The following is a 16,778-nucleotide window of genomic DNA, read 5'->3' as shown; positions in this document are numbered from 1 at the left end:
TCTTGCACGCCGCCGTACCGTCTGCAGATCCCGAGAGGACGGCATCCGCGCTGCCCGCACACCCCAGCGGCAGGCCCCGGCCGTCGCCCCCGCCGCGCCACAACGCGCTCCACCGCCCCGTCCCCGCTGGAGCCCCTCTTGTCCTCGCAGCCCGCGCGGCCTCCACAGCCGACGCAGTCCTCGCAGCCCGCGCAGTCCGAACCCCCCTCCCCCACCCCCTCCTTGACCGAGGTCGAGACCCACGGCGTCGACCGCATCCCCGACGCCGAGCGCACCGCGACCCCGCTCGATCTGTTCCGCCTCGCCTTCGGCGGCGCCAACACCTTCTCCACCTGCGTCCTGGGTGCCTTCCCGATCCTGTTCGGCCTCTCCTTCTGGCAGGGCCTCGCGGCCACGCTGCTCGGGGTCGTCGCGGGCGCGCTGATCCTGTGCCCGATGGCGGTGTTCGGACCGGTCAACGGCACCAACAACGCCGTCTCGTCCTCCGCCCACCTGGGCGTGCACGGCCGCGTGGTCGGCTCGTTCCTCTCCCTGCTGACGGCCGTCGCGTTCTTCTCCATCTCCGTCTGGAGCTCCGGCGATGCCCTGGTCGGCGGCGCACACCGGCTCTTCGGCCTGACGCGCGGCAACCTGTCGTACGTCGTCGCGTACGCCCTGTTCGCCGGGCTGGTCCTCGCGGTGTGCGTGTACGGCTTCCGGTTCATGCTGTTCGTCAACAAGATCGCCGTACTGTCGGCGAGCGTGCTGTTCCTGCTCGGCGCGATCGCCTTCGCCGGGGACTTCGACCCGTCGTACGCGGGCGTCTTCACGGACTCCGCGGACGCGGCGACCCGGTCGCTGTTCTGGCCGTCATTCATCGGCGCGGCCCTGATCGTGCTGTCCAACCCCGTCTCGTTCGGGGCGTTCCTCGGTGACTGGTCGCGCTACATCCCGGCGAGCACCCCGCGCCGCAAGGTGATCGGCGCCGCGTTCCTGTCGCAGATCGCGACGCTGCTGCCGTTCGTCTTCGGCCTGGCGACCGCGAGCATCATCGCCACGAAGGCTCCGGAGTACGTCGATCCGGCGGCACCGGACTTCGTCGGCGGGCTGCTGGCGATCTCGCCCGGCTGGTACTTCCTGCCGGTGTGTCTGCTGGCGCTGATCGGCGGCATGGCGACGGGCACGACCGCGTTGTACGGGACCGGGCTCGACTTCTCCTCGGTCTTCCCGCGGCTCTCGCGCGTGCAGGCGACGCTGCTGGTCGGCGCGTTGTCGATCGTGTTCATCTTCGTCGGCCGGTTCGGACTCGACCTGGTGCAGTCCATCTCGACCTTCGCGACCATGATCATCACCTGCACCACGCCGTGGATGGTCGTCATGATGCTGGGTTACTGGACGCGGCGCGGCTGGTATGACCCCGATGCCCTGCAGGTCTTCAACCGCCGGCAGCGCGGCGGCCGTTACTGGTTCGCGCACGGCTGGAACTGGCGGGGCATGACCGCCTGGTGGGTGGCGGCGCTGATCGGCGTGCTGTTCACGAACATCCCGGGGCAGTTCGTGGGCCCGCTGGGCGATCTGGCGGACGGCGTGGACATCAGCCTGCCCCTGTCGCTGGCCGTCGCCGCCGTTCTGTTCCTGGCACTGCTACGGCTGTTTCCCGAGCCGCGGGCGGTGTACGGGCCCGAGGGGGCGCGGCTGGCGCGCACGGTGGAGATGCCGGTGCCGCCGATCAGCGGGCCGGGCGCGAAGGGCGACGACGAGCCGTTGTCAGACCCGTCCGCTACGTTGCGAGCATGACCAACTTCGTACTGGTGGCAGGTGCTTGGCTCGGAGCATGGGCGTGGGACGAGGTGGCGGCCGATCTGCGCTCGGCCGGGCACGAGGTCCATCCGCTGACGCTGTCGGGCCTCGCCGAGAAGCAAGGTGTTCCCGCCGGGCAGCAGACCCACGTCCAGGACATCGTGGGCGAGGTCGAGCGCCTCGATCTGCGGGACGTCGTCCTCGTGGGGCACAGTTACGGCGGCGTGCCGGTCGGACAGGCCGCCGAGCAGATAGGGGACCGGCTGACCCGCGTCGTGTTCGTCGACGCCATGGTCCCCGTGGACGGAGAGTCGTCCCTCTCGGGCTGGCCGAGCGACGAGGTGGGGGAGGCGATCGCGGCGACCGGCTTCTGGCCGCCCCTCGCCGCCGAAGACTGCGCGGGGCAGGGCCTGACGGACGAACAGATCGCCCGGTTCGTGACGGGCTCGACCCCGCACCCGGGTGCCACGGCGACCGAACCGGCCGTGCTCACGGGCGACCTCGGCGAACTGCCGGCGACGTACATCAAGTGCCTGCTCGACGGCGACGAACCGATGCCGGCGGTGGCCGAACTCCTCAAGAGCGACCGCTGGGAGCTGGTGACCATGGACACCGGCCACTGGCCGATGTTCTCCCAGCCGCACGAACTGGCCCGCATCCTGCACGACTCAACGACCGGAACCTGACCCGGCCCCCACCTCCTACCGGTCGGTATGGTCTGCCTACAGCGCGTTCTCAGTGACGAGAGGCGGGGCGTACGCATGGGCAAGCACTGGGCGGACTTCCAGTACGAGATCTATCTGAACGGGATGACGGGTGCCGTACCCCGGCTGCCCACCGATCTGACCCGGCTGGAGGAGCTGACCGAGCAGCGCCTCGGCCCTGGTCCCGTCGGCTACGTGGCGGGCAGCGCGGGCGACGGCAGCACCGCCCGCGCCAACCGGGCGGCCCTGCGGCGGCGCCGGATCGTCCCGCGCATGCTGCGGGACGTGCACGAACGGGATCTGTCCGTGGAGGTGCTGGGCCGCGCTCTGCCCGCTCCGCTGGCGCTGGCCCCGGTCGGGGTGCTGTCGATCATGCACCCCGACGCCGAGTGCGCGGCCGCCCGGGCCGCCGCCGCACAGGGCGTGCCGTACATCCTGTCCTCGGCCTCCAGCACCCCCATGGAGCAGGTCGCGGAGGCGATGGGGGACGCCGAGCGCTGGTTCCAGCTGTACTGGCCGAAGGACCCGGAGGTGGCCCGGAGTTTCCTGAACCGGGCGAAGGCGGCCGGGTTCACCGCGCTCGTCGTCACCCTGGACACGCCCATGCTGGCCTGGCGGCCACGCGACCTCGACCAGGCTTATCTGCCGTTCCTGCACGGCGTGGGCACCGCCAACTACTTCTCCGACCCGGCGTTCCGGGCGGGCCTGGCCAAGCCGGTGCAGGAGGATCCGAACGCGGCCGTCATGCACTTCGTCGGCATGTTCGCGGACCCCGCGAAGACCTGGCCGGACCTGGCGTTCCTGCGGGAGAACTGGGACGGCCCGATCGTCCTGAAGGGCATCCTGCACCCGGACGACGCCCGCGCGGCCGCCGACGCCGGGATGGACGGGGTGGTCGTCTCCAACCACGGCGGCCGCCAGGTGGCCGGATCCATCGGGGCTGCGGACGCCCTGCCCCGGGTCGTGGAGGCGGTCGGCGACCGGCTGACGGTGCTGTTCGACAGCGGCATCCGCACCGGCGACGACGTCTTCAAGGCGCTCGCCCTCGGCGCGCGGGCGGTGCTCGTGGGACGGCCGTACGTGTACGGGCTCGGCCTCGACGGACAGGCGGGCGTCGAGCACGTCATCCGCTGTCTGCTCGCCGAACTCGATCTCACCCTCGCCCTGTCCGGGCACGCCACCCCCGCCACGATCGGCCCCGCCGATCTCACCGAGGAATCCGCATGACCGCCACCAAGAACATCCTCGCCGTCCTCTCGCCGCACGTGGGCGGCCGTGACATCGGTGCCGGCCTCGCCACGCTCTTCCCTCAGGGCACGAAGGTCACCGTCGTCGAGGCGGCCGACGAGGACCCGGCCGCCCTGCGCTCCGCGCACGTCGTCATCACCGCGCTCGCCCCGGTGACCGCGGAACACCTCGCCGCCGCACCGGAGTTGGAGCTGGTGCAGTGCGCGAGCCACGGCTTCGAGTACGTCGACGTGGACACGGCGCGCGAGCGTGGAGTACGCGTGTGCAACATCGGCTCCAGCGGAGCCGAGGCGCAGAACGTGGCCGAGCAGACCTTCGCCCTCATGCTCGCCCTGGCCAAACAGCTCGTCCCCGCGCACACCGCGCTCGTCGAGGCCGACTGGGCCCTCCCCCGGCTGCAGCACTCGCTGACCGAACTGTGCGGCAAGACGCTCGGCATAGTGGGCCTGGGCCAGATCGGGCGGCAAGTCGCCCGCCGCGCGGTCGCGTTCGACATGAACGTCGTCTATGCCGGTCGACGCCGGCTGCCACCGGAGACGGAGGCCGAGTTCGGCGGTGCCCGCCATCTCCCGCTGGACGAACTGCTGCGCACCGCCGACTACATCTCCCTGCACGCCCCGCTGACCGACGGGACCCGGCACCTGCTGAACGCCGAGCGGCTGGCACTCCTCAAGCCCACGGCGTTCGTGATCAACACGGCGCGGGGTGCCCTGATCGACCAGGACGCCCTCGCGGACGCACTGGAGAAGGGCACCCTGGCCGGGGCGGGCATCGACGTCTTCGACCCCGAACCGCCCACCCCGGCCCTGCGCCTGCTCCGCGCCCCGAACGTGGTGCTCTCCCCCCACGCCGGCGGCGTCACCCGCGAAACCCTCGTCCGCATCGCCCTCGCCGCGGTCCAGAACGTGACCGCCTTCCTGTCCGGCGGAACGCCCCAGGACGTCGTGAACTAGGGCCTGTTCGGCGGAACATGCGGACGTCACGGGGCCCGGCAGCCCACCGCGTCCGCAGTTCCGCCACAGGGCTACGCCTTCTCCTCCCCCCACCGCACAGCCCGCGCCCCCGGCTTCCCCGTCTCCCCGCTCGACAGTGACCCGGGACTCGCCGAGGTCGCCGGATCGGCCGACCAGCGCTGTGCGTCGGAGCCGTCGCGGACCTTGACGACGATGTCGGCGCCCGCGTCGGAGGTGGTGGCGGCCAGGGCGAGTCGCTCGTCCCAGCGGGGCAGCAACTCGCCCTGCACGGTGAGGTCGTAGCGCACGTCGTCGGCCCGCTTCGATTCGTCGTCGGCGCACTTGCCGAGGATGACCACACCGGCGTCGACGTGCGAGTCCAGGCACAGGTCGGGGTCCGCCACGCTGCGCAGCAGGCCGTCCTTCTCGTACGACCACTGCTGGGTGTCGTCGGCCGAGCACTCGGCCAGCTCGGTCCCTGCACCGGCCTTCGGCTCGCCCCGGACGTCGAGGCACAGGTCGGCGGCCCCGTTGCGCAGCCTGGACTGCAGCGGTGCGGTGGGCAGCTGGGCCGTGCCGGGCGGTGCGGAGGACACGGCGGGCGGCGTCTGGGATCCGGTGCCGGTGGCGGAGGCGGCCGGGTCGACCCCGTCGTCGTCCGACAGCAGACCGGCGGCGAGCATGGCCGCGATCAGCCCGGCGGAGACCAGGCCCACTCCCGTGAGCAGGGTCCGGGGGGACCGGGGCCCGCCCGGCATCCGTCTCTCCTGTGCGGGGACGCGCGGCAGGAGACGGCGTCGTCCTCGGCCGTGCCGGGCCGCACCGCGCGTGCTCGCCCCGCTGCTCCGAGTACGGCCCGGACGCGTCTCCAGATAGCGGCGCGCGCCCCAGCCGAGTACCGCCTCGGCGATGAGGACTCCCAACCCGCCCTCGAAATAACTCAGTTGTTCGGCGGCGTTACGGCAGTAGCGGCACTCCGTCAGATGCTGCTGGACATCCGGCAGCAGTGCCCCGCCCCGGCGAATCGGGACGTCGAGGAGACGGTTGTAGAACCGGCAATCCTTCGTAGGCGCGAGTTCCCGATGGGCATGTACACAACCTTCGCGGAATTTATCACGCGCTTGTTCGAGCGCGGCCGAGGCGGTAACGGTATCCATGCCCAGCAGCCCGGCGGGGACGCTTAACGGCTCGGCCTCCACCTCGGTATGCCAGAGCAGACATCGAGCAAGTCCCGGAAGCGCCTGGAATGACCGATCGGCGAGCTTTCGATTTTCGGGCGTCATCGACTTCGCCGTACGCATACCGCGACCGCCCGCGGGCTTCGCCAGCTCCGGCAGAGCACCCGCTATTCGGTCCTCGGCCGACCAGTGCCGGACCGTGTCCCGGACGGCGACGAGGAGCCTGGGCCGTAACGCGGCAGCCGGTTCGCCCAGCGCCAGACGGTCGAGGACCTGATGGAAGGCGGCGGCGGTGACCATGTCGGCGACGTCCGCGGGGGAGGCGAGACAGATCACCGCGTATTCATGGACCGGTTGCCAGTGCCGCGCCATGAGCAGCGCGACGGACGGAGCGGCCTCGCCGTCCGGACGGCCCCGCAGCCGGGCGGCGAGGCCTTCGTCGGATTCCTCGGGAACCCCGCCGGGCGGGGGGTAAGGAGGGCGAGGGGGGTGGGGGGTGGGCACTGAACGGATTCCTTCCCACGCGCATGGCACAGAAGTTCTGATCGCCGAAAAGGACCGAGCGGCTTGGTGTGTACCTCTTCGACGCGAGCGCGGGGAGCACGAATTCACCGACGGCCGTCCGTCCCGGTGCCGCAGGGAACGAATGAGCCCCGGCCTTTTCCCACCCCCCACGGGTACTTCACCCTTGCACAGCGCACTCATGACCAACAAGGCACTTGGGCAACATCCGCACCTTTGAAAGAAAGTCAGATATGGCCGCAACTCGCCGCACGCGCGCGAGCTTTCGTCATTCCATGCGCCCCGTGTGAAACTCACGCACGCGCCGGAGCACCACGCACGCTCCCCGGCGCACGCGCCGGCGTAGTCCACTGGAAGCGGCCCTCTCGGAAGGCCCCGTGCAGGACGGCGGCTCTCCTGCGCGTCCGGGCCGCCGACCCCGTTCCTCCCGTCCTCGGTCGGCGGCCCCGAGGGCCCACGGAACGGGGTCCGCCCGACCGGCGGTCATCCGAGCCGAACCCGGGGACGTCAGATCTGCCAGGAACGCAGCCGGTCGGCTGCGCCGTACACGTCGGTCTTGCCGGAGATCAGGTCACGGGCGAGGTCGACGAGGGCGCCGTAGGGCGGGTCGATGCCGACGCCGCTGACGAACATGTAGGCGACCGCGGAGGCGCAGGCGAAGCGGGCGTTGGCCGAGGGAAGCGGCTTGAGCAGGGCGAGGGTGTGCAGCAGCGCGGCGGCCCGCCAGGCCGGGTCGGAGTCGACGCCCAGACGGGGCGGATCCACGCGATGGCGGGCGACGGCGGCGACCAACGCGGAGAAGTCGTTGATCGTGGGCTGGTCCGGCAGGACCTCTTCGTGACGCTGGAGCAACCAGGGCACGTCGATATGGATCACGGGTGCCATGGGTCAGGCAGCCCGTCCCTCGCCCTTGGCGGGCGGTTCGTCGTCGGGAAAGGCGGCCGCGAACTCGTCCGCGTGCGTCGCGAAGAACCGGCGGAACGCCTCGGCGCCCTCCTGCAGCGCCCGGTGCCGAGCTATGTCGGCCGCGGCGGCCTCGCGCACGAGCGCCTTCATCGACGTACCGCGTTCCTTGGCGATCTGCCGCAAGTCCTCTAGCTCGCGGTCGCTGAACTCCACGTTGAGAGCTGGCATGCCCCTCACGGTACCGCTCGGGTACTTACGCGTAAATACCTGCAGGTCAAGTGTGATGCACGACGGTACCGAGGGGTGCGGAACACACCGCCGGACGCGAGGCCGCTCGCCGGTCTTCCCGAGACGTAGGTCACATTCGACCCCGGGATGTCACATTCCTGCCCCCGCCGGGCCTCGCAGTAGTGAGCGCGCATGGGAGGCCCGCGTATGTCCGACATCCCCGTACCCGTCACCGACGACGCGACCGGCGTCTTCGTCGAGCATCGTGAGCTGATGTTCGGCGTCGTCTACAACATGCTCGGCAGCGTCGCCGACACCGAGGACGTCCTCCAGGAGACCTGGCTGTCGTGGACGGCGCGGGGCGGGGGTGCGCCGCTCGACCGGATCATGAACCCGCGGGCGTACCTCGTGCGGATCGCGGTGAACCACGCGCTGGCGCGCCGGGCCGCGATCAGCCGCCGCCAGGAGACGTACGTCGGCCCGTGGCTGCCCGAGCCGCTGGTCGCGGACGGCGAGGGGGCCGGCGCCGACGATCCGGCGCTGCGCACGGAGTCCGTGTCGCTGGCGATGCTGGTCGTCCTGGAGTCGCTGACGCCGCTGGAACGCGCGGTGTTCGTGCTGCACGAGGTGTTCGGGTACCCCCACAAGGAGATCGCGGAGATCATCGACCGCAGCCCGGCGGCCGTACGGCAGCTGGCGCATCGGGCCCGGGAGCATGTGCATGCGCGGCGGCCGCTGTACGAGGCGCATCCGCGGGTGCGGCGGGAGGCCACGGAGCGGTTCGTGCGGGCGGCGCTGGGCGGGGACATCGCCGCGCTGCTGGAGATCCTCGCGCCGGACGTGACGGTGTGGACGGACGCCGGCGGCAAGCGGAAGCGGGCGGGGGGAATGCGTCCGGTGCACGGCCGGGACAAGGTGCTCCGGCTCCTCGGCTCGTACGCGAACCGGGGCCGTGGGGGCCACCTGGACCTGCGGTACCGGCGCGTCAACGGGGACGACGCGGTGCTGCTGTTCGACGGCGAGGAGCCGTACGCCGTCATGGTCTTGGACCTGACGCCGGACGGCGACCGGGTGTCCGGTGTCTATGTCGTGAGCAACCCCGACAAGCTCACCCACGTGCACAGGGAGGACGCATGAGCGCCCGGGAGCTGCCCGGGCCCGGCCGGGGCGAGCGGGTCGCGGACTGGTTCGACGGCCGGCTCGGCATCCATTCCCTGGGCCGGAAGTACCTGCGCAAGGTCTTCCCGGACCACTGGTCCTTCCTGCTGGGCGAGATCTGCCTGTACAGCTTCGTCGTCCTGATCCTGACCGGCGTGTACCTGACCTTCTTCTTCCATCCCTCGATGAACGAGGTGACGTACCACGGCAGTTACCTCCCGCTCAACGGCGTCCGCATGTCCGAGGCGTACGCCTCCACGCTGGACATCAGCTTCGAGGTGCGGGGCGGGCTGCTGATCCGGCAGCTGCACCACTGGGCGGCGCTCGTCTTCGTCGCCGGGATGCTCACGCACATGATGCGGCACTTCTTCACGGGGTCGTTCCGCAAGCCGCGCGAGATCAACTGGCTGTTCGGCTGGGCCCTGCTGTTCCTCGGCCTGTTCGAGGGCCTGTTCGGCTACTCGCTGCCCGACGACCTGCTGTCGGGGACGGGCCTGAGGTTCGTGAACGGCGCGTTGCTCTCCGTCCCGATCGTCGGGACGTATCTGTCGATGTTCCTGTTCGGCGGGGAGTTCCCGGGCCATGACATCGTGGCCCGCTTCTACTCGCTGCACATCCTGGTGATCCCGGGCATCATGGCGGCGCTGGTCGTGGCGCACGTCCTGCTGGTCGTGTACCACAAGCACACCCAGTTCGCGGGCCCCGGACGCACCGAACACAATGTCGTCGGCGCCCCGTTCATGCCGGTCTACCTGGCGAAGGCGGGAGGCTTCTTCTTCCTGGTCTTCGGTGCCCTCACCCTGCTCGCGGCGGTGGCGTCGATCAACCCGGTCTGGTCGTACGGCCCTTACCGCGCCGACCAGGTCTCCACCGGCGCCCAGCCCGACTGGTACCTGGGCTTCGCCGAGGGGCTGGTCCGCATCATGCCGGGCTGGGAGATCACTCTGTGGGGTCACACGCTCGTCCTCGGGGTGCTGATCCCGGTCGTGGTCTTTCCGCTCCTGCTGGTCTTCATCGGCGTGTATCCCTTCCTGGAGGCCCGGATCACGGGCGACAAGCGCGAACACCACCTCCTCGACCGCCCCCGCAACCGTCCGGTCCGCACGGGCATCGGCGCGGCCTGGATCAGCCTGTACCTGATCCTCCTGGCAGGCGGCGGCAACGACATCGTGGCGACGCGGCTGCATCTGTCGATCAACACGGTGACGTGGGCGGTGCGCATCGCGGTGTTCGTGGTCCCGGCGATCGTCTTCGTCGTCACCCGCAGGATCTGCCGGGGACTGCAACTCCGTGACAGGGAATGGGTGGCGCACGGCCGGGCGACCGGAGTGATCAAGCGGCTGCCGCATGGCGAGTACGTCGAGGTGCACCGGCCTCTGAGCCGGGCCGAACTGCACACGCTGACCGCTCACGAGCGACCCGCGGAACTCGTGGAGCGCGAGCCGTAGGGAACCGGCGGGCGATCCACCGCCGAACGCCAGGTGTATTGCCCGTGCATTCCTGACGGCGCTTACAACCCCCTGTGGTGCCCCTGTGTCACATCCCACGACAACAGGTCCCACCACCTCACGGAGTTCACGTGCACATGCGCTTACCGGCCGCCCGACCGACCGTCGTCGCCGCCCTCGCGCTGGCCGCCACCGCCGTCGTCGTACCGCCCGCCCACGCGGCGGACGGCGACGACTACCTGGTCACGCTCACCAGCAGCACCGCCACGACCGACTACAGGAACCGCACGGTCGACCTGACCGGCACGTTGACCCGCGCCGACGGCACCCCCGTCGCGGACGCGCCGGTCCAGCTCGAGGAATCGGTTCTCTACAACACCTGGAACCCCTGGGGCGATCCCATCGACCCCACCGAGTGGGAGACCCGTAGCGTGGCCACCGTCCGCACGGACGCGGAGGGGCGGTTCACCGTCGAGGACGTGCCCGCGGACCGCGTGGACGACCGGCCCAGCCCCTACCTCTTCCCGCGCCACCAGGTGATGTTCCGGGCGATCTACGACACCGACCCCACCGACTTCCACATGGCCTTCGCGGACACCACGGTCAAGGTGCAGCCCGTCACCAGCGTCATCTCGTACCGGGTCAACAGGACCACGGTGCGCGAGGGCGACACGCTCATCGTGAAGGGCAGGGTCGCCTGGCCCGCCGGGCACGGCCCGATCGCCGGCACCCGGGTGTTCCTGCGGACGTACTTCGAGAGCGCGTACAACGCGCAGACCACCACCGACGCCCGCGGCAACTTCACGGTCCGCGCCAAGATCCGGGACTACGACAACGAGTTCGCGATCTTCTCCGCGCCCAAGGACTACTACATCGCGGGCGCGAGCAAGGACCTGCCCGTCAAGAACGTCACCCCGTAACCAAGGCACCGGGCGCCGCGGGAGGCCCGCTGCCGCACTCCTCGGCAGCGGGACTCCGCCGGTTGTCGCCCCCTCGTCAGCCCTGGTCGGCCACGAAGGAGGCCATCCGGGTCAGGGCGGAGTTCCAGTTGATGGTGTGCTCGTTCGTCGACCAGGACTGGATGTCGTCGATGTAGCAGAACTGGCCGACGCAGCCCTTGAGTTTGCTCTGGGCGTAGGGATCCTGGATGCCCGAGTTCGGCCCGCCGGCGAGCGTGCCGGCCGGCGGGTTCGGCTGGCTGGGGTCGAGCTGGTGGGCGTACCAACGGGCGTGCTGATTGTGGGAGTTGACCTCTCCGTAGCCGGTCACGTACGAGATGTTCAGCGCGTTGCGGCCGAGGAGGTAGTCCATGCTCTGCAGCGCGCCGTCACGGTACTTGGAGCTGCCGGTGATGTCGTACGCGGTGGCGATGACGACGGCGTTGTGCAGGACCTGGTGGTTGGAGCCCCAGTCGTAGAGGTTGCCCTCGGGGGCGTACGGCATCCCGTACGGCTGTGACTTCAGCGTGGTCAGGTAGCGGTCGGCGCCCTTGATGACGGACTGGCGCACCTTGTCCCGACCGGGCAGCCTGCTCGGCACGGTGGCGAGGTCCAGCCGCGCCGCCGCCGCGGTCCTGGCCCAGTCGTAGCCGATGGGGATGAAGACGTCGGCCGTGTGGACCGGGGAATTGAGGACGTGGTCCGCGAACCCCTTCTCGCCGGTGCTGAGATACAGCTCCGCCGCGGCCCAGTAGAACTCGTCGGTGACGTTGTTGTCGGCGTAGGTGCCGCCGCCGATGCCGTCGCTCTCGGAGGCGTACCGGGCGGGGTGTGCGAGCGCCGCCGACCAGGCCGTGCGTGCGGCCGCCAGGCTCTTCGCCGCGAACTCCTTGTCGTACGGCTTGTACAGGCGCGCCGCCTGCGCTGCCGTCGCCGCCAGATTCAGGGTCGCCGCGGTGGACGGCGGATGCAGTTCGCGCTTCTGGGGGTCGTCGCTCGGCAGCAGCGGCAGCCCCGTCCACTGCTCGTCGTGGATCTTGTGGTGTGCCATGCCGGCCAGCGGCTGTCCCACGGGCACCTGCATCTTCAGCAGGAACTCCAGTTCCCAGCGGACCTCGTCGAGGATGTCCGGCACCTTGTTGCCGCTCTCCGGGATGGCGAGCGTGCCGTCGCCCAGCTTCTCCGACTCGCCGCTGCGGGCCAGCAGTTCGCGTTCGTAGGTGCTCAGCAGCTCCCACACGGAGATGCCGCCGTTGACGACGTACTTGCCGTGGTCGCCGGCGTCGTACCAGCCGCCCGTGACGTCGAGCTTGTAGTCGCACACGCCCGGCTGGCACGGCACGGCGCCGTCGCCCTGGTTCGGCGCGACGTCGACGTGTCCGGCGGGGCGGGCATAGCCCGGGCGCAGGTCGTCGCGGATCGCGATGCCGCTGCGCTGGGTGTAGTAGTACTTGACGGCGTCCAGGCGCAGCCGCTCGTAGGCGGCCGTGCCGATGTCGAAGGGACGGCTCGCCTCACCGTCGGCGATCAGCGTGAAGTCCTTGCCCTGCTTGCGGTAGGCGCCGAAGTCGATGGAGTGGACGTTCTGCGCGGAGGAGACATCGGTGCCGCGCGGCACGGTCCAGCCCTGGGCGACCACGGCCCCGGACGCGTCCTTCAGCTGCCAGGGCAGCTTCCCGGTGGCGTCGGTGACCAGCGTGGCGTTCTTCGGCCCAGCGGGCAGATAAGCGACCTGGTTCACCCGCACGCGCGGCCCGGTGTCCGGCTCGTAGACCTCGGGCGGAACACCGCCCAGCAGCGAGGCGTTGTCCATGCAGAAGCGCCATGCGTCCGCGCTGCCGCCGAGCTGGAAGGCGACCTGGCCCTGAGGCGTGTCGACGGGCGAGGTGAAGGTGTACGAGTAGGAGTTGCCGGAGACGCTCAGCTGCGGCGTCACCTCGAAGTAGGTGTCGTACGGCGCCGCCGACAGGCCGACGATCGCCCGCACGACATGTCCCTGGGGCGTGCCGTTCGCGGTGAAGGAGAACCGGTACGACTCCCCCTTCACCAGGGCGATGTCGTTCTGCCCGACCGCCGCGTCCCAGCGGTTGGCGGTACCGCCGGGCACCTCGGCGCACAGCTGCCCGCCGGACAGGCCCGCGGTGACGTTGCTCGTCGCCCACCACGGCTCGGTGCTGGTGTCGAACGTGCCGTTCTTGAGCTGCTCGACCTCGTCGGCGCCGGCCGGTGCGGCCGGGAGTGCGATAAGTCCCGCCGCCAGCAGGGCCGTCAGGGACAACAGGGTGGTTCTGCGTCGTTTCACGTCTGGGCTCCTCGGGGGAGGTACGGGTGACGCTCGCGGTGGGAGCGCTCCCAGATGCGGACGCAGCCATGCTTGTTGGCGACATGACACCCCGTCAACGGTCTGGACGAGAATGGTTCCCGCCCGGACCGTCGATCACCGGCTCAGCTCGCGGGCACCTCCAGCTTGCTGATCCGCACCGCACCGCGGGCCTCCCCCGGATGAGCGCTGGTCAGCGTGAGCCGCACCCGGGAGCCGCGTACGGCGTCGAAGGTGAGGACGGTCGGCGCGTCCGAGGCGGTGGCCCAGTCGACGGCCGCCTTTTCGACCGGCACGTATCGATCCCCGTCCCAGACCTCGGCCACGACCGACGCGGGCAGGGTGTGGGTCGCATCCACGGTGAAGGAGACCTCGACCCGGTCAAGGGTCCGCACCCGCCCGAAGTCCACGCAGACCCAGTCCTCGGGCCGGGCTCCGTCGAAGGCGGGCAGCAGGGCCGTGGCCGCCTTGAGGAAGCCGTTGGACCAGCCGGTGGCCGGGTCGCCGTCGAGCATCGCGGCCGGGAGGGTGTCCGGACGGCCGGAGTAACTGGCGTCCGCGTGCGGGCAGTTCGGCGGCGCCGGGTGGTCCGGCTCCAACACCGCGGCCGGAGTGAGGGCGGCCGAGCGGACGGGGGTCGTCCGCACGGTCACGCTGCCGGTCCGCAGCCCCTCGGCCCGTGCGGTCACCTTCAGGGAGCCCGCCTTCGTGCCGGACCGCACGATCGCCAGCGCCTTGCCATGGAAGGCCGTACGGGTACTGGCCTGATAGCGCTCGGCGCTCTCCTCCCGTCCGTTGTCGAGCCCGGCGAGCGAGCCGCCGGTCACCTCGAAGGAGATCAGGTCCTCGGCGTCGGGCAGCACCACACCGCGGGCGTCGACGATCTCGGCGGTCACGAAGACCAGTGAACGGCCGTCCGCGGCAAGGGACTTGCGGTCGGCGGTCAGGCGCACGGACTTGGGCTCCCCGGCCGTGCGCAGCACGTCGGTGGCGACCACCTTGCCGTCCCTGCGGGCCACCGCCTTCAACTCCCCCGGCTGGTAAGGCACTTTCCAGGTGAGGTGGAGTTTGCCCGCGCTGCCGTTCGGGCTGGTGTAGCTGCCGGGTAGGGACCGTCGGTGAAGGTCTTGTCGTCGCCGGTCGCCTCGGTGGCCTCCAGGTAGACCCGGCCGTCGACGGTCGTCTTGCTGTCGAACGTCCGCGTGCCGAGGGACTTCCTGTTGAGGAAGAGCTCGACCGTGTCGACGTTGGAGTACGCCCACACCTCGACCGTGTCGTCCTCCGCGTGGTTCCAGGTCATCGGCAGCAGGTGGACCATCGGTTCGCTGATCCACTGACTCTGGAACAGGTAGTACATGTCCTTCGGGAAGCCGGCCGTGTCGACCGCGCCGAAGAAGGACGCCTTGACCGGGAAGACGTCGTACGGCGTGGGCTCGCCGATGTAGTCGATGCCGGACCACAGGAACTGCCCGGCGAACCACTTCCGGTCCCGGTCCTTCTTGTGGCCGTACTCGCCGCTCATGGTCCAGGAGGCGAGGTTGTTGTCGTAGGACGAGGTCGCCCGCTTGCCCGGCGTGTAATTCTCGCCGGTGTTCAGGTGCTCGGGTTCCTGGTACGTCCCGCGCGTCGAGGTCTCCGACGACGACTCGGACTCGAAGAGGAACAGATGTGGGTACGCCGCGTGCAGTTGGTCCACCGACTTGGCGGTGTTGTAGTTGAGGCCAAGGCCGTCCAGCTTGGCCAGCATCAGATCGGCGGCCGAGCCCTTGGTGGGCAGGCGGCGGTACTTGTCGGAGCCGATGACCAGCGGGCGGGTGTCGTCGGCGGCCTTGATGGCGTCGATGATCCGGTCGGCCATGGCGAGCCCGGCGGTGGAGGTGGAGTCGGGGACCTCGTTGCCGATGGACCACATCAGCACGGCGGGCGAGTTGCGGGCCGCGAGCACCATCTCGGTGGCGTCCTTCTCGGCCCACTCGTCGAAGAACCGGCCGTAGTCGTAGCGCGTCTTGCCGGTCCGCCAGCAGTCGAACGCCTCCACCAGCATCACGATGCCCAGCTCCTCGCAGACCTGGATCATCTCTGGCGAGGGCGGGTTGTGGGAGGTGCGGAAGGCGTTGACGCCCATCGACTTCATGATGGTCATCTGCCGTCGGATCGCGTCGATGCTGACGGCGGCGCCCAGTGCGCCCAGGTCGTGGTGGAGGTCGACGCCCTTGATCTTGTGGTACTCGCCGTTGAGGTGGAAGCCCTCGTCCGGGTCGAAGCGGAAGGTGCGGAAGCCGAAGGTGGTGCGGTAGGTGTCGGTCGTCCGGCCGCCGAAGCGCAGTTCGGTCTTCAGGGTGTAGCGGTGGTGCGGGGTCGCGAAGTCCCACACCTTCGGCTCGGGGACCGTGAGTTCATGGGTCTCGGTGGCCTTGTCGGTGACGGGGACCGTGGAGGACGTACGGGCGACGGTACGCCCCCTGGGATCGACGATCCGCGAGACGATCTCGACGTCCGCGCCACCGCCGGAGGCGTTCACCACCGAGGTCCGTATCCGTACGGCGCCCCGCTCCCCGGTGATTTCGGGCGTCGTGATGTACGTACCCCAGCGCTCCACGTGCACCGGGTCGGTGACGACGAGGCGGGCCTCGCGGTAGATGCCGCTGCCCGAGTACCAGCGGCTGCTGGGCAGCCGGTTCTGCACTTTGACCGCGAGCACGTTCTCGGTGCTGCCGTCGGTGTGCACCAGATCGGTGAGGTCGGAGGCGAAGCCGGTGTAGCCGTAGGGGTGGCGGCCGGCCTCCTTGCCGTTGCAGTAGACGTACGAGTCCATGTAGACCCCGTCGAACTCCACCGATATCCGCTTGCCCGCCAGGGCGGGCGGCAGGGTGAAGGCGAGGCGGTACCAGCCGAGGCCGCCGGGGAAGAAGCCGGTGCCGCTGGTGGTGCCGTGCTCGGTGGTCGGGGCGAACTCGATGCTCCAGTCGTGCGGCACCGCGACCTCGCGCCAGCCCGAGTCGTCGTAGCCGGGCTCGGCTGCAGCTGTGTACGCGCCGGTCCGGTCGGTGATGCCGCCGGGGTTCACCAGGGCGAAGCGCCAGCCGTCGCGCAGCGGGACGGTGTGGCGTCCGGACGCGCCACCGGCGGCGGCGAGTTCCGCGGCCCGCGCCGTCGGTGTGCTCAGCAGCGCTCCGGCCGCCGGGGCGGCCGTGGAGGCGAGCAGTAACGATCTTCGAGTGACTGTCATGACGGCTCTCCCTCATCAGGGCGCAGAAGTACTCACAACTGATCGTGAACAAACAGATTCTGACGTGGTGGCACGCGGAACAGTCAAGGGTGCGCCCGAGGGTTCCGATACGTGGGAGTCCCCGAACCACTAGGCTGGAGCCCAAGTGTCACGCTTGTTCACCGTGA

11 protein-coding genes and 1 pseudogene are annotated in these 16,778 nt (G+C 70.1%); 7 read left to right on the top strand and 5 right to left on the bottom strand.

Annotated elements, in window-relative coordinates; all coding sequences use genetic code 11:
* Positions 1–222 precede the first annotated feature (222 nt).
* The 4 genes from ACQEV2_RS39450 (at position 223) to ACQEV2_RS39435 (ending at position 4,684) form a co-directional block, all read left to right on the top strand.
* Positions 223–1,776, top strand: coding sequence for a purine-cytosine permease family protein (locus tag ACQEV2_RS39450; protein WP_433053110.1), 1,554 nt, complete (start codon positions 223–225; stop codon positions 1,774–1,776).
* Entirely contained in the window at positions 1,773–2,465 is a 693-nt protein-coding gene (locus ACQEV2_RS39445; protein WP_433053107.1) for an alpha/beta fold hydrolase, read from the top strand. Before ACQEV2_RS39450 ends, ACQEV2_RS39445 begins: the two co-directional genes overlap by 4 nt.
* A gap of 75 nt (positions 2,466–2,540) precedes the next feature.
* Entirely contained in the window at positions 2,541–3,710 is a 1,170-nt protein-coding gene (locus ACQEV2_RS39440) for a lactate 2-monooxygenase (RefSeq protein WP_433053104.1), read from the top strand.
* Positions 3,707–4,684, top strand: coding sequence for a 2-hydroxyacid dehydrogenase (locus ACQEV2_RS39435; protein WP_433053101.1), 978 nt, complete (start codon positions 3,707–3,709; stop codon positions 4,682–4,684). The genes ACQEV2_RS39440 and ACQEV2_RS39435 overlap by 4 nt, the downstream gene beginning before the upstream one ends.
* A 71-nt stretch (positions 4,685–4,755) precedes the next feature.
* Here ACQEV2_RS39435 and ACQEV2_RS39430 read toward each other — a convergent pair whose 3' ends face one another.
* The 3 genes from ACQEV2_RS39430 to ACQEV2_RS39420 form a co-directional block, all read right to left on the bottom strand.
* Positions 4,756–6,366, bottom strand: a complete 1,611-nt coding sequence (locus ACQEV2_RS39430) for an RICIN domain-containing protein (RefSeq protein ID WP_433053098.1) — start codon at positions 6,364–6,366, stop codon at positions 4,756–4,758.
* A 525-nt stretch (positions 6,367–6,891) separates the two neighbouring features.
* Positions 6,892–7,269, bottom strand: a complete 378-nt coding sequence (locus ACQEV2_RS39425; protein WP_433053095.1) for a toxin Doc — start codon at positions 7,267–7,269, stop codon at positions 6,892–6,894.
* Between the two features lie 3 nt (positions 7,270–7,272).
* On the bottom strand, positions 7,273–7,518 hold the full coding sequence (locus ACQEV2_RS39420; RefSeq protein WP_030845137.1) for a hypothetical protein: 246 nt from the start codon (positions 7,516–7,518) through the stop codon (positions 7,273–7,275).
* Between the two features lie 207 nt (positions 7,519–7,725).
* Between ACQEV2_RS39420 and ACQEV2_RS39415 the strand changes: the two genes are divergently transcribed.
* The 3 genes from ACQEV2_RS39415 (at position 7,726) to ACQEV2_RS39405 (ending at position 11,044) form a co-directional block, all read left to right on the top strand.
* Entirely contained in the window at positions 7,726–8,655 is a 930-nt protein-coding gene (locus ACQEV2_RS39415) for a sigma-70 family RNA polymerase sigma factor (RefSeq protein ID WP_433053092.1), read from the top strand.
* Complete coding sequence (qcrB, locus tag ACQEV2_RS39410; protein WP_433053089.1) at positions 8,652–10,124, top strand: cytochrome bc1 complex cytochrome b subunit; 1,473 nt, start codon at positions 8,652–8,654, stop codon at positions 10,122–10,124. Before ACQEV2_RS39415 ends, qcrB begins: the two co-directional genes overlap by 4 nt.
* Before the next feature lie 131 nt (positions 10,125–10,255).
* The gene (locus ACQEV2_RS39405; RefSeq protein WP_433053086.1) at positions 10,256–11,044 is read left to right on the top strand and encodes a carboxypeptidase-like regulatory domain-containing protein; all 789 of its coding nucleotides are present in this window, start codon (positions 10,256–10,258) and stop codon (positions 11,042–11,044) included.
* Between the two features lie 76 nt (positions 11,045–11,120).
* On the opposite strand, the gene ACQEV2_RS39400 is transcribed toward ACQEV2_RS39405, so the two are convergent.
* Together ACQEV2_RS39400 and ACQEV2_RS39395 are read right to left on the bottom strand one after the other, a co-directional pair.
* Positions 11,121–13,364, bottom strand: coding sequence for a glycoside hydrolase family 9 protein (locus ACQEV2_RS39400; protein WP_433053083.1), 2,244 nt, complete (start codon positions 13,362–13,364; stop codon positions 11,121–11,123).
* A 143-nt stretch (positions 13,365–13,507) separates the two neighbouring features.
* Positions 13,508–16,611, bottom strand: a pseudogene (locus ACQEV2_RS39395) (glycoside hydrolase family 2 TIM barrel-domain containing protein).
* Positions 16,612–16,778 lie beyond the last annotated feature (167 nt).

The organism is Streptomyces sp. CA-251387, assembly GCF_050936625.1.
In the GTDB taxonomy this organism is placed as follows: Bacteria; Actinomycetota; Actinomycetes; order Streptomycetales; family Streptomycetaceae; genus Streptomyces.
The sequence above is the reverse complement of the archived record's forward strand: the minus strand, read 5'-3'. Positions and strand labels throughout refer to the sequence as shown.

What these genes read in the sequence shown, in the direction of transcription:
- ACQEV2_RS39445 (WP_433053107.1), top strand. Translation starts at nt 1,773, where the DNA reads ATGACCAACTTCGTACTGGTGGCAGGTGCTTGGCTCGGAGCATGGGCG.
- ACQEV2_RS39440 (WP_433053104.1), top strand. Translation starts at nt 2,541, where the DNA reads ATGGGCAAGCACTGGGCGGACTTCCAGTACGAGATCTATCTGAACGGG.
- ACQEV2_RS39435 (WP_433053101.1), top strand. Translation starts at nt 3,707, where the DNA reads ATGACCGCCACCAAGAACATCCTCGCCGTCCTCTCGCCGCACGTGGGC.
- ACQEV2_RS39425 (WP_433053095.1), bottom strand. Translation starts at nt 7,269, where the DNA reads ATGGCACCCGTGATCCATATCGACGTGCCCTGGTTGCTCCAGCGTCAC.
- ACQEV2_RS39420 (WP_030845137.1), bottom strand. Translation starts at nt 7,518, where the DNA reads ATGCCAGCTCTCAACGTGGAGTTCAGCGACCGCGAGCTAGAGGACTTG.
- ACQEV2_RS39415 (WP_433053092.1), top strand. Translation starts at nt 7,726, where the DNA reads ATGTCCGACATCCCCGTACCCGTCACCGACGACGCGACCGGCGTCTTC.
- qcrB (WP_433053089.1), top strand. Translation starts at nt 8,652, where the DNA reads ATGAGCGCCCGGGAGCTGCCCGGGCCCGGCCGGGGCGAGCGGGTCGCG.